This window comes from Chryseobacterium sp. D764 (genome assembly GCF_019317325.1).
In the GTDB taxonomy this organism is placed as follows: Bacteria; Bacteroidota; Bacteroidia; order Flavobacteriales; family Weeksellaceae; genus Chryseobacterium.
Genome location: NZ_CP079219.1, coordinates 2,203,167 through 2,217,528, shown reverse-complemented (window position 1 = coordinate 2,217,528; position 14,362 = coordinate 2,203,167). Strand labels below are relative to the sequence as shown.

11 protein-coding genes are annotated in these 14,362 nt (G+C 33.0%); all 11 read left to right on the top strand.

The features are described from left to right. Nucleotides 1–25 precede the first annotated feature (25 nt). The 11 genes from KYG33_RS09960 (at nt 26) to KYG33_RS09910 (ending at nt 14,289) form a co-directional block, all read left to right on the top strand. Complete coding sequence (locus tag KYG33_RS09960) at nt 26–850, top strand: polysaccharide biosynthesis/export family protein (RefSeq protein ID WP_077419222.1); 825 nt, start codon at nt 26–28, stop codon at nt 848–850. Nucleotides 851–855: 5 nt separating this feature from the next. Beyond that, a complete protein-coding gene (locus KYG33_RS09955; protein ID WP_077419223.1) occupies nt 856–3,243 on the top strand; it encodes a GumC family protein in 2,388 nt (795 codons plus the stop codon). Continuing rightward, complete coding sequence (locus tag KYG33_RS09950) at nt 3,243–4,538, top strand: nucleotide sugar dehydrogenase (RefSeq protein WP_219073165.1); 1,296 nt, start codon at nt 3,243–3,245, stop codon at nt 4,536–4,538. Before KYG33_RS09955 ends, KYG33_RS09950 begins: the two co-directional genes overlap by 1 nt. Nucleotides 4,539–4,544: 6 nt before the next feature. Further along, nucleotides 4,545–5,735: an L-2-hydroxyglutarate oxidase gene (lhgO, locus tag KYG33_RS09945; protein WP_219073164.1), complete on the top strand. Its 1,191-nt coding sequence runs from the start codon at nt 4,545–4,547 to the stop codon at nt 5,733–5,735. Nucleotides 5,736–5,772: 37 nt separating this feature from the next. After that, complete coding sequence (locus KYG33_RS09940) at nt 5,773–6,897, top strand: DegT/DnrJ/EryC1/StrS family aminotransferase (RefSeq protein WP_219073163.1); 1,125 nt, start codon at nt 5,773–5,775, stop codon at nt 6,895–6,897. 12 nt (nt 6,898–6,909) lie between these two features. After that, entirely contained in the window at nt 6,910–7,482 is a 573-nt protein-coding gene (locus KYG33_RS09935; RefSeq protein WP_077419227.1) for an acyltransferase, read from the top strand. 10 nt (nt 7,483–7,492) lie between these two features. Then, complete coding sequence (locus KYG33_RS09930) at nt 7,493–8,503, top strand: Gfo/Idh/MocA family protein (protein WP_219073162.1); 1,011 nt, start codon at nt 7,493–7,495, stop codon at nt 8,501–8,503. An 82-nt stretch (nt 8,504–8,585) separates the two neighbouring features. After that, a complete protein-coding gene (locus tag KYG33_RS09925; protein WP_219073161.1) occupies nt 8,586–9,857 on the top strand; it encodes a lipopolysaccharide biosynthesis protein in 1,272 nt (423 codons plus the stop codon). A 463-nt stretch (nt 9,858–10,320) separates the two neighbouring features. Beyond that, a complete protein-coding gene (locus tag KYG33_RS09920) occupies nt 10,321–11,082 on the top strand; it encodes an O-antigen ligase family protein (RefSeq protein ID WP_175627296.1) in 762 nt (253 codons plus the stop codon). A 101-nt stretch (nt 11,083–11,183) separates the two neighbouring features. Beyond that, nucleotides 11,184–13,016, top strand: a complete 1,833-nt coding sequence (locus tag KYG33_RS09915; protein ID WP_077419231.1) for a glucosamine 6-phosphate synthetase — start codon at nt 11,184–11,186, stop codon at nt 13,014–13,016. Between the two features lie 163 nt (nt 13,017–13,179). Continuing rightward, nucleotides 13,180–14,289 (top strand): hypothetical protein, encoded by a 1,110-nt coding sequence (locus KYG33_RS09910; protein WP_139348595.1) that lies wholly within the window; start codon nt 13,180–13,182, stop codon nt 14,287–14,289. The last annotated feature ends 73 nt before the right edge of the window (nt 14,290–14,362 follow it).

The window sequence follows — 14,362 nt, the reverse complement described above, 5'->3', positions numbered from 1 at the left end:
TATATTTGCATAATTTAACAATAGAATGAAAGGAAAAATATTAGCAGTAATCTTGGTGTCCTCTTTAGTGATTTCCTGTAAAGTCAATCCCAATGCTAAGAATGATTTAAATTATATGCAGAATATAGAACAGGTTGCAATCAATGCCTCTGCTAAAAATTCAGCAAATACAATCCAGGCAGGTGATCAGCTGATTATTCTGATCACGGCAAAGGATATGGATGTTGTAAAGCCTTTTAATCAGAATTATTCTTCATCAGAACTTATCCAGACAAATGCTATAGCAGGAGGGAATACTCCTAATCAAGGAGCAACAATACTGTCTGGTCCAACATATATTGTAGATGCCAATGGAGATATTGATTTTCCAATATTGGGAAAACTGAATACATCAAATAAAAGTTTGACAACTTTTAAAGATGATTTAAGGGAAAAAATGACGAAATATGTTATTAATCCAACAATTAATGTGAGACTCTCGAATTTTAAGGTTACTGTACTGGGAGAAGTAAATAGACAGGGTGACTACACTATTGCAAATGGACAGGCAACTATTTTAAATGCATTAGGGTTAGCTGGTGATTTGACTCAGTATGGTAAAAGAGAAGATATATTAGTTGTCAGAACAGAAAATGGTGTCGTTTCTCACGGACGTATTAATCTTCAGGATGCTAATTTAATTAACTCTCCATACTATAATCTGAAACAAGGAGATGCTATTATTGTTTCTTCCAACAATACAAAAGATGTTATAGCAAAACAGAACCCCAACACTGGACTTTATCTGACCGCCATTTCTATTGCGGTTACAGCAGTTGCCGTAGTAGTAAGTTTATTTAATAAGAAATAAAATTGATGGATAACCAGCGAACGTCACAATTTTCCGAAGAAGAAAAAAATTCAAGCAAAATTAATTTTAGTGAAATAATCAAACCTTATTTAAGGAGATGGCCATGGTTTATTTTTTGTGCCATGGTAGCATTAGCGATAGGTTATTTTGCAATAAAATTTATGACCCCGGTCTATTATGTAGAAACTACATTACTTATAAAAGATTCTAAAAATTCTTCTTCAAATAATGATTTGGGAGTTCTTTCTGATTTATCAGGATTGGGAGGAATGAAAACTAATAGTATTTCTAATGAGATTGAAGTCCTGAAATCAAAAAAACTGATGAGGGATGTAGTTGTCAATAAAAATCTTCAGACCAATATCATTGTTAAAGGAAAAGTAAGTCGTGCTGAGCTTTATAAAGAATCTTCTCCTATTGAAGTAAAAGTTGTAAATGAAAAAGTATCTAAAAGCGCCAATAACCTTATTAATGTAGAATTAAAAGGAGAAGAAATTTCAATACATTATGAAGGGCTGAAAAAAGATGTTGTTTCTGGTTATGGAAGAATGATAAGTCTTCCTTTTGCTAATATTATCATTACTAAAAATACAGGATATAACCCAAAAGCATCACCAACAGTTGATAAAAAGAACTTAGAATTAATCATATCATCAGTTGAAGCAAAGGTTAATTCATTAAGAGGAGCTCTTAGTGTAAATTTGGCAAACAAAGAAGCTACCGTTCTTAAACTTTCAATGAATTACCCGGTAATTTCAAAAGCAGAAGACATTCTTAATTCATTAGTTGTTGCTTATAATAACGATGCTATCCTGGATAAAAACCAAGAGTCTAAGAAGACATTGGATTTTATTGAAGACAGAGTAAGAAAACTTTCAGTAGAACTGGGACAGGTTGAGAATGAAAAAGAAAGTTTTAAATCAAAAAATAATCTTACCGATCTTGAAACAGAAGCTAAAATAGATCTTGAAAGTTCTGCAACAGCTCGTGGTAAGCAGCTGGAGCTTGATGCTCAAATAGAATTGACAAATTCTTTACTTTCCTTCATGTCGAAGCAAGGACAATACCAGGTTTTACCAATAAATATTGGATTAAATAATCCCGAAGCTATTTCAGGGATTACATCCTATAACCAATTAATATTGCAGAGAGCGAGATTACTGGAATCTGCAACTACAGAAAACCCTATAGTTGTCGAGACTAGTAAACAAATAAATGCAATGCGCGGTTCAGTTGTTCAAAGTTTGCAAAGAAATAAAACGGGATTAGAACTTGCCAGAAATGAATATGTAGGAGAGCAAAATAAAGTAACTGGGAAAATAGCGAGAATTCCTTCTATGGAAAAAATATTTAGGGGAATAGAAAGACAGCAGCAAATTAAAGAAAACTTATACTTATTATTATTACAGAAAAGAGAAGAAACTGCTGTTGCGCAATCTATTACAGCGCCAAAAGCAAGAGTGATTGATGAGGCTTATGCTTTTGCAAATCCTATTGCTCCTAAGACCCAAGCTATCTTATTTGCTTCACTATTTCTAGGGTTGTTAGTTCCTTTTATTATTATTTATATGTTACAGTTATTTAATAATAAAGTTATTACTAAACATGATCTTGAAAAGCTTATACATGCTCCTATTATTGCAGAATTACCAAGTCTTGAAAGTGGAGATTCTGAAATAGTAAAAATGAATGATATTACTCCTATGGCGGAAGCATTTAGAATTCTTATTACCAATATGAACTTCATGCTTTCAAAAGAGAAAAAAGGGAAAGTTGTATTTGTTACTTCAACAGTAAAAGGAGAAGGAAAAACCTTTACATCTGTCAACTTAGCTTTAACATTGGCCAATCCTAAGAAAAAAGCAATTATCATAGGATCCGATATCAGAAATCCTCAACTTCAAAGATATAACCCTGCAAGAAAGGGACTTACCGGACTTACAGAATATCTTTATAATGACAATACTAAACTTGAAGATATCATTCATGTATCATCTTTTAATCCTTATCTGGATGTAATTTATTCAGGAATGATTCCTCCGAATCCAACAGAATTATTATCCAACGGCCGTTATGAAATCCTTCTGAGCGAGTTGAAAGATAAATATGAGTATATAATCTTGGATACTGCACCGTTGCTTCTTGTTACAGACACATTCCTTATTGCTGAACTTTCTGATGTCACAATTTATGTATCCAGATCTAAATACACAGAAAAGGCATTATTAGAATTTGCAAATAGCAATATTGATCAGAAAAAAATCAAAAATGTTGGATTTGTACTTAATGACGTAAGCAGAGAAAATTTAGGATACAGCAACAAATATGGTTATGGTTATAACCAACATACAGAACAATCTTGGTTTCAAAAAATAAAAAATAAACTTAGTTAATGACAACAACATATAAAATAGCGGTTATAGGCCAGGGTTATGTAGGCCTTCCTTTATCTCTTGAATTTGCAGATCACTATCCTGTCTTTGGATTTGATATTAATACGCAGCGTGTTGATCAGCTTAATGAAGGAAAGGATATAACGCTTGAAGCAGATGTTGATAAATTAAATAACGGACTGAAAAAATATAATGAATCTAATGGCTCTTTAGGCTATAAGGCAACAAGCCTGTTGTCTGATATTTCTGAAGCTAATGTATTCATTGTAACAGTTCCTACCCCTATTGATAGATATAACGCTCCGGATTTGAATCCACTGATTTCTGCCTCAAAAATGTTGGGCGAAATTATCAAAAAAGGAGATATTATTATTTATGAATCTACCGTTTTTCCTGGATGTACAGAAGAAGAATGTGTACCGGTTCTTGAAAAATATTCGGGACTTCAGTTTAATGAAGACTTTTTTGTAGGGTACTCTCCGGAAAGAATTAATCCGGGAGATAAAGTAAATACCCTTACCAGTGTTAAAAAAGTAACTTCAGGCTCTACGGAAAAAATTGCCGAAGAAGTAGATAATCTATATAAGAAAATCATTACCGCTGGAACCCATAAAGCACCCAGCATTAAAGTAGCAGAAGCCTCAAAAGCTATTGAAAATGCACAAAGAGATGTTAATATTTCTTTTGTGAACGAATTAGCTTTAATTTTCGATAGAGTAGGAATCGATACCAATGATGTATTGGAAGCTGCTGGTACAAAATATAATTTCCTTAAATATAAACCGGGATTAGTAGGAGGACATTGTATCTCCGTAGATCCTTATTACCTTGCACACAAGGCAGAGCAATTAGGGTATCATCCGGATGTTATTTTATCAGGAAGACGTGTAAACGATTCTATTGCAAAGTTTGTTGCAGCCAAAGTAGTGAAACTTCTTATTGCAAAAGGTGGAGTGATCAAAAATTCTAACGCCTTGATTTTAGGAGTTACATTCAAAGAAAACTGTCCGGATGTCAGAAATACTAAAGTTGTTGATATTTATAGAGAACTTGCTGATTACGGAGTAAATGTGGATATTTATGATCCATGGGCTAGCAAAGAGGAAGTGAAACATGAATATGGAATTGATATTCTGGATGCTCTTCAGGAAGATAAAAAGTATGATTCTTTAGTTATTGCAGTATCTCATAATGAGTTCCTGGAAATGGATCTGGATCAACTTAAAAAAGAAAATGCTGTGGTTTTTGATACCAAAGCATGTTTAGACAGAAATCTGGTAGATGCAAGACTGTAACAGATCATGAACTATGATATTATAATCATTGGTGCAGGTTTGGTAGGATTGTCTACAGCCTATCAGACTAAGCTGAAAAATCCTGATTCTAAAATTTTAATTTTGGAAAAAGAAAATGATGTGGCATTACACCAATCGGGACACAACAGTGGAGTAATCCACAGTGGGATTTATTATAAACCAGGCAGCCTTAAAGCAAAAAACTGTATCGAAGGATATAACTCGGTAATTAATTTTGCCGAGAAATATGGAATAAGATATGACCTTTGCGGTAAAATAATCGTAGCTACTTCACAGGAAGAATTACCCCTCTTGGATAATATTTATAAAAGAGGAGTTGAAAACGGTCTGCAGGATTTAAAATACCTTTCAAGAGAAGAATTTCGAGAAATTGAACCCCATTGTGAGGGCGTCAAAGCAATCAAAGTACCACAAACCGGAATTATTGACTATCCGGGAATAGCAAAAAAAATAAAAGAACTTTTTGAGGAATTAGGAGGAGAAGTAAGATTTAATAATGAAGTAAAAAACATCATTGATAAAGGATCTGAAATTATTGTAAACACCAATATTTCCGAATTCAAAACCAAAAAGCTGATTTCCTGTGCAGGACTCTATTCTGATAAGATCACCAAAATGACCAACGAAAAAAACGATGTGGTCATTATTCCGTTTAGAGGAGAATATTATAAAATTAAGGATGAAAAAAAATATTTGGTAAAACATCTTATTTACCCGGTTCCTGACCCTAGTTTTCCATTCCTTGGAGTGCACTTTACCAGAATGATTGATGGTAATATCGAAGCTGGCCCTAATGCTGTGCTGGCTTTCAAAAAGGAAGGATACCATTTTTTCGATTTCAATTTCACCGAAACAATGCAGACTATGCTATGGCCGGGGTTTAGGAAAATTGTAGCAAAATATGGAAAAACAGGAATGGGAGAAATGCATCGTTCACTTTCCAAATCCGCATTTACAAAAGCCCTGCAAAAACTGTTACCGGAAATACAGGAAAGTGATCTTGTAGCAGGAGGTTCAGGGGTAAGAGCTCAGGCTTGCGACAGAAATGGAGGATTAATTGATGATTTTGATATCGTGAAAAACGGAAATATCATTCACGTTAGAAATGCACCCTCTCCGGCAGCCACTTCCTGCCTTTCTATAGGTAATAAGATCAGTGAGCTTATCGTGAATTAAAATATGCACCTCTACGTGCACTCAAAAAACTAAAGATATGAAAATTCAAATGGTTGACCTTAAAGGTCAATACCTGAAAATAAAAGAAGACGTAGATGCCGGTATTCAGGAATGTATAGACAATACAGCATTTATTAACGGTCCTGCTGTAAAAGAATTTCAACAGGATTTTGAAAAATATTTGGGGGTAAAACATGTTATTCCCTGTGCTAATGGAACAGATGCTCTTCAAATTGCCATGATGGCGCTTGATCTGCAGCCTGGTGACGAAATCATCTGCCCGGCTTTCACTTATGTAGCTACTGCTGAAGTTATTGGTCTTTTAGGACTAAAACCGGTAATGGTAGATGTAAACGAAGATACTTTTGATATTGAGCTGGAAGATTTACAAAAATATCTGACACCCAATACCAAAGCCATTGTTCCGGTTCATTTATATGGGCAAAGTGCCAATATGGAGAAGATTCTTGAATTTGCAAAAACACACAATCTTTTTGTAATAGAAGATAATGCTCAGGCAATTGGGTCTGACTATACTTTTTCTGATGGAACTGTAAAAAAAACAGGGACTATCGGCCATATCGGATGTACCTCATTTTTTCCGTCAAAAAATCTTGGATGTTATGGTGATGGAGGTGCCTTAATGACGAATGATGATAACCTGGCTTCAAAAATCAGAATGATAGCCAACCATGGTCAGGAAAAGAAATATTACCACAAAGTTTTAGGCTGTAATTCAAGATTGGATACACTTCAGGCAGCCGTTTTAAAAGTTAAGCTAAAACATTTGGACGAATACTCAGCCGCCAGAAACAGAATGGCTGATTATTATGATGAGAATCTTGCAGGTATTGCCGAAATTCAAACACCCAAAAGAGCTGAAAACTCTACCCATGTATTCCATCAGTATACCCTTAGAGTGAAAAATGGGAAAAGAGATGAACTACAAAAATACTTGGCAGAAAAGAATATTCCAAGTATGATATATTACCCCTTACCCCTCTACAAACAAGAAGCCTTTCTTCAATATGTAGAAGAAGGTTTTAGTCTTCCTGTTACGGAGCAACTTTGTACCGAAGTGATTTCCCTTCCTGTGCATACAGAATTTGATCAGGAAGTATTGGATGTTATTGTTACAGAAATTAAGAATTATTTTAATTAATATAAAGCAGATATGTCAGATTTTTTTGCACACGAAACGGCGGTTATTGACGAAGGATGTCAAATAGGAAAAGGAACCAAAATTTGGCACTTTTCACATCTTATGACAGGTTGCATTTTGGGCGAAAAATGTAATATTGGTCAAAATGTTGTCATTTCCCCTCAAGTAGTTTTAGGACAGAATGTGAAAGTTCAGAATAATGTTTCTATCTATGAAGGAGTAACCTGTGATGATGATGTCTTTTTAGGACCTTCAATGGTTTTTACCAACGTAATAAACCCCAGGAGTGCTGTAAACAGAAAAAATGAATACCTGAAGACCCATGTTGGGAAAGGAGCGTCTATAGGAGCCAATGCAACTATTGTCTGTGGCCATAATATAGGTCAGTTTGCTTTTATTGGAGCAGGAGCTGTGGTTACAAAAGAAGTACCGGATTATGCATTGGTAGTAGGAAACCCTGCCAGACAGATGGGATGGATGAGCGAATTTGGGCAAAGACTTCAATTTGATGCAGAAAATATTGCCGTTTGTGAAGAAAGTGGAGAAAAATACAAATTAGAAAATAACAAAGTTTCAAAAATTTAAAAACATACAAATGAGTGAAAAAATAAAATTTGCAGTAGTAGGCTGCGGGCATATCGGAAAAAGACACGCCGAAATGATCTCAAGAAATGATGAATGTGAGTTGGTAGGACTGATTGATGTTAAAGATAAATCAGTATTGGGAATTGAAAATTATGACGTTCCCTTTTTTGCATCACTGGATGAATTTTTAGCTTCCGGAATCGAAGTGGATGTTATTAATATCGCTTCTCCAAACGGATTCCATTTTGAACAGTCTTATAAAGTGATAGATGCAGGAAAGCATGTTGTGGTAGAAAAACCAATGGCGCTGAAGAAACAGCATGCTGAAAAACTTATTTTTCAGGCGTTGCATAAACATAAACAAGTTTTTGCAGTGATGCAAAACAGATACTCGCCACCTTCTGTCTGGGTAAAAGAAATGGTAGAGAGCGGAAAACTGGGAAAAATATTTATGGTTCAGCTTAATTGCTACTGGAATCGTGATGACCGATATTACAAACCGGAATCATGGCACGGAAAGAAAGAACTGGATGGCGGAACTTTATTCACGCAGTTTTCTCACTTTATAGATATCATGTATTGGTTATTCGGAGATATTACCAATATTCAGGCGAAATTTGCAGATTTTAATCATGAAACGCTTACTGATTTTGAAGATTCAGGTTTCGTCAGCTTTGATTTTGTAGACGGAGGAATGGGTTCCTTAAATTATTCTACTTCTGTTTGGAATCAAAACCTTGAAAGTTCAATGACAATCATTGCAGAACATGGAGCTGTGAAAATCGGTGGGCAGTATATGGACAAAGTAGAAGTCTGTAATATAAAAGACTATGTAATGCCGGAATTAGCTCCAACAAATCCTGGAAATGATTATGGTGCTTATAAAGGATCTGCAGCAAACCATCATTATATCATAGAAAATGTAGTGGATGTATTAAAAGGCAGAAATACCATCACTACTAATGCTTTAGAAGGCTTGAAAGTGGTGGATATTATCGAAAGGATTTATAATATTAAGTAATTATATATTTAGTAGCTGGTTAAATACATTCTAAAAATAGATGATCAATTAAGGAATATTCCAAAAACTTTAAACTGATATTTTGCGAGAGAAACTTTTACGTCTATTCAAAGATAATTTTTTTAAGGGAGTCACAACACTGGCTTCAGGGACTATAATTGGACAAATTTTAGTTATTCTGGCCTCTCCGTTTTTATCTAGAATTTATCCGGTAGAATCTTTTGGAAATTTGGCAATATTTACGAGCGTTACTGCTTTTTTAGCTGTTGTTTCTACAGGAAGATATGAATTAGCAGTAGGGTTGCCGAAATCAAAAGAAGATTCGTATAAAATCATTAAATTGATTGTAATTATCGGATCTGTAGTTTCTTTTATTTATTTATTACTGATCATACTTTCGAAATATATATTGAAAGTTTTAGATAAAGATTTATTTTTATCCCAAAACGTATATTATCTGGCTCCTTTTTATATTTTTTCCGTTGCTGTTTTTTCAGCATTAAATTATTGGAAACAAAGACAAAAGGCATATAAAACCATTACGATAGCTACTACTTTACAAATCATAAGTACCACATTAGTTAGTTTAATATTAGGCTTTTTCCATGTAAAATCTGGACTTATATTATCCCTAATGGTTGGTATTTTGGTTGGTATTTTCTATCATATATTGACTGAAAATAAAATAGTAGAAAATGTTATGAAACAAAATGAAGTGAAGGGTGTAGCACTGAAATACTCTTCTTTTCCAAAATATATGACATTTTCGGATTTGTCTTTAGTGGCTAGCCAGCAATTTATACCGATTATATTTTCTTTACTATACAGCACCACCGTAGTAGGTTTTTTTTCTATGGCAAATAGGATAATAAGAATTCCGAATATTGTAATTACGAGTGCAATCAGTAATGTTTTTAGAAATGAGGCAATAGATGCAATCAGGATAAAAGGAAACTGTAAAGACTTATACTTTTCTACATTGAAGAAGCTAATATTTCTTTCACTACCTGCATATTTATTCCTATTTTTAACAAGTAAAATTTTATTTAGTTGGGTTTTTGGTAAGCAATGGTATGTGGCTGGTGAGTATTCACAAGTTATTTCAATTTTTTTATTTTTTGAATTTATCGCCACTCCCCTAAGTTCAATCTATTATATAAGAGGCAAACAAAAGTTGCTTATGAAACTTCAATTATTGAATGCAATTTTAGGTTTCATAATGATTTTGACAGGATATTTAATTTTTTCAGACGCATATATGTCGTTAGTGTTTTTCACGATTTCTGCTTCTGTTTTTAATATAATACTAGTATTTAATTCATACAAAATTTCAGAAACTAATGATTCTTTATAGACGAGAAACAAATTTAATTTTGATTAAAAAACAAATATAATTAAGAAGTATGTCATTATTTACAGACAAGTTTACATTTTTTAAAGTATTCATTTATTTTATTTTTGTTTTTTCGGGGTCTCTTAAGTGGTTACCTATTCCAATAGATTTGACACTATTGTCTCTTTTGTTGTGTTTTATAGTAATGATCTTTGAATTACGAACAATAGTTCCACTAAAAGTAAAAGACCGTCTCATAGTTATTTTGATTCTTATACTAAGTTTTATTTTTCTTATTTCTAATTTTTATTCAATATCTAGTATTTACGCCCAGTCTAAATCTCTTGCCATTATTTTAAATATTTTTACCGTAATATATCCCATTGTTGTATTTAAAACATCAATTTTTTCCGAATTGAAATCATTGATGTATCTTATTGGTGGATTAATGATTGTAGGATTGTTTTATCTGTATTTTAATAATATGTTTATCATATTCCATGATTCTGAATTATTAGTGGATAAAGTTCCTACCTATTTAGTTATTGGAATTATGCTGTGTGCATGTTTTGTTTTTTCTCTGGAAAGTAAATTAACATGGTATGTTGCAGTTTACAGATTATCAATATTATTTTTACTGTTTCAACTTGGAGGAAGGGGACCTATCATTAATCTGGTACTATCCTTAATTGTTTTCTTTACTTTGAATCTTAAAAATTATAAAATAAATTATAAAACAGGGTTTGCAATAGGTGCATTATTTTTTACCATACTTATTTTTGGAGAGAATATTTATACTTTTGCATTTCAAAATGTAGACTTTGAACGATTTAACATATTTAAATCTTATAACGAAGATGCAAGTTTATCCATAAGGGGGAATTTTCTTGAGATTGGGTTGGAATCAATATTAGATCATCCTTTTTCTGGATTAGGAATTGGAAGCTCAGGAATTATACTGGAGGGTGTAGATGTGAGTAACTATCCACACAATTTGTTTGTTGAGGCAATGATGGAATTGGGAATACTAGGAGGGTTATTATACTTATCTGTATATATATTATTCTTTCTTAGAAATTATTCTATCTCTAAAAACAATAAGGATATGCTGATTTTATTTATTATTGTTTTGTTATTTTATCTTGAAGACAATAAAAGTAACTCTTTTGATTCCTGGAGGTGCAGTATTATATGGATTATGTTTTTTATATCCGAGAAGAGATACAAAGTTGGAATAGCTAATTAAAAACTTGAAATACTTTAGATAATGTATAATATTAATTTTATAAAACATGATTATACTTATATAAGTTCCTATAAATATTATTTAATTTAAAAAAAAAACAAATGTGTGGAATTTTTGGTGTCGTATCGAACACCAGTATTAATAAACAGAAGTTTCAAACTCTGGTAAAACACTCCGAACAAAGAGGAGTAGACTCTAGTGGTTTGATTTATTATCAAAATAACCAATATAAAGTAAACAGAGCTGATTACAGCATTGAAAAATTACTGAATAAGGTAAAACCCTATAATAACAATATTGTCTTAGGACATAGCAGATTAATTACCAACGGACTGGGAGATAATCAACCCGTGATCAGAGGTAATATATGTGCAATACATAATGGTATTATAGTTAACGAAGACGAAGTCTGGAGTAAGTTATCAGTAAGCAGACAATTAAAAATTGATTCTGAAGCCATTGTAGCTATTGCAGAAGAATTTCTTACTCATAGTGAGAACAAAATAGAAGACCTTCCTAAAGAAGTACTTTCTTTATGCCAGGGAGTTATTGCCTGTGCTCTTGCTCTGCCTGAAAAAGGAAAACTCCTTTTATTCTCTAATAATGGCAGCTTATACGTAGGATACAATGAGGATAAAACTTATTTTGCATCAGAAAGCTATGGACTTAAAATTATAGGATGCGAAAACATTACCCAGATAAAAGAAGAATCCTTGATTCTGGATATTCCTGTCTCAAAAGAAAATCTTACGGTTATAGATGAAAAAAGCAGAGTAGAAGACTTAATCCCTGAGTTTAAATTTAATACTATTGAAGAAAATCTACTTGAATATAAAAAACTCGACATCAAGAGATGCACCAAATGTATTCTTCCTGAGACCATGCCTTTTATAAAATTCGATGAAGCTGGGGTCTGTAATTATTGTAAAAGCTACAAACCAAGAAATAATCCTAAACCGAAAGAAGAATTATTTAAGCTGGTTGAGCCCTACAGAAGAAAAGGAAAAGAACTGGATTGTATTGTTCCCTTTTCAGGAGGTAGAGACAGCTGCTATGGACTGCACCTTATTGTAAAAGAGCTGGAAATGAAACCTGTTACCTATACCTATGATTGGGGAATGGTAACGGATCTTGGCCGAAGAAATATCAGCCGTATGTGTGCAGATCTTGGCGTAGAAAACATTATTGTTGCTGCAGACATCTCACTCAAAAGGAAGAATATCAGAATGAACCTTGAAGCATGGCTGAAATCACCCCATTTAGGAATGATGGCAATGCTAACCGCTGGAGATAAACACTTCTTCAGACATGTAGAAGATATTAAAAAGCAAACAGGAATCAATCTTAATCTTTGGGGAGTAAATCCATTAGAAGTAACTCACTTTAAAACAGGATTTTTAGATATTGAACCTGATTTTGAAGAAAAAAGAGTATACAGTCATGGTGCTATGAAACAGCTGAGATACCATTCCAAAAGATTCAGAGCGATGATGGAGAGTCCTGGATATTTCAATAGTTCACTTTGGGATACGTTGTCTGGTGAATACTATCGCAGCTTCACAGAAAAACAGGATTACTATCACATTTTTGATTATTGGAGATGGGATGAGGAGCAGGTAGATAATACTCTTTTAAATGATTATAATTGGGAGAAAGCAATTGATACTACCACTACCTGGAGAATTGGTGATGGTACAGCAGCTTTTTATAATTATGTATATTATACTGTAGCTGGTTTTACAGAGCATGATACGTTCAGAAGTAATCAGATCAGAGAGGGGCAAATGACAAGAGAAAGAGCTTTAGAACTTGTTGGTATAGAAAATACTCCCCGTTATCAGAATATCAGATGGTATCTGGATACTTTAGGACTCGATTTTGAAAGAGTAATTAAAATCGTGAATAGAATTCCGAAATTGTATACTGAAAAATAATTTAAATTTTTGTTCGTAAATGAAAAGCTCTACCCTGATTTTTAAAGTTACTTTATTACTTACCTATTTGTTTTATAGTAATTCTTTCTGTTTGGCGCGTACACCAGAAACACAAAATAAGGTAATATTTACATCAGATGATCAAATATTTACGGACAAAAACTTGAGTGTAAAAGAAATTTCTAAGCTCTTGGATTTTTATACTGATGTGTTTAGTTCAGAAACTCAGCTGGCCAAGTGGTACAGCTCTGTTTATGATAGTTCTGCACTTTTGTATATTCCTATACAATATGCTTATGATACCCAAAATCAGGAGTTAATCAATAAGCTGCGAAAATTGTTTACTTATAATACTTTACTTATTGTAAAAAAGAATTCTCAGGCAGATGATCTGGCTAAAAGAACTTTTTACTTTACTGTTTCAGAATATTTAAGAAGAAATGGAATAAAAGACAATGCCGAAAACATCAAAATGTATAATTTCATAAAAAGTGAAGTATTATATTATTGGAATAAAAATCCTGCAAACATTTGGGATGCGGAATCAAAGAAATTTTATGGGGTCAAACAGAGAATAGATTATATCTTAAGTGGGAACTTTAATGGTAATTTAAGCTATTACAGAGCAATTACTGATTTTGAGCTCTACGTTATGGGAACAGGCGTAAGTCTTTTACTGATTGAAAAAGAGGCAAAGCAAACCATAACTCCTGATTTAGTTTCCATTAAAGATAGATTCTATCAGGTATTGAAGAAAGAAGTAAGTATTAAAGATAATAAAGCATGGTACTTACAGCCCAATATTTGGCGTGATCATCCGGATTTTCAGGATGTAGCCCTTAAGAAAAGCCAAAGTGTCAATTGGGATGCTTCTCATTTTTCAAGAATGTCTGCTTATTTACATCTGTTGAAACTTAATTTTCAAGATGATAAACCAAAATACAGCTATTTGGAAAAACTAACCACATTACTTTCAAATCAGTTGACCACTAATATTGCAGTTTATGATTCCAAAAATAATGTTTACACTTTCAATAATTATATAGATGGCAATAACAGTAGTTTCCGAAGTGATATTAAAGATGGAAAAAAAGGAATACAGCCCTCTCAGAACTTTGAACATATTTTTATCGGATGGTGGAAAATGTTGAATACAAATGAAGTTGATGTCATGTATGAAAGAATAACAAAACAATTCCCTTATTATTCTGAACAGAGTGCTTATATCATTCATGATAAAGGTTTCTTTCAAGAAATTGTAAATCTGAAATGATTTGTTGCAGCATTGTTGAATTTCAAGTTATGTATAAAGTCCTGTCGGATTCAGTCGGAGAACCAAATAAATT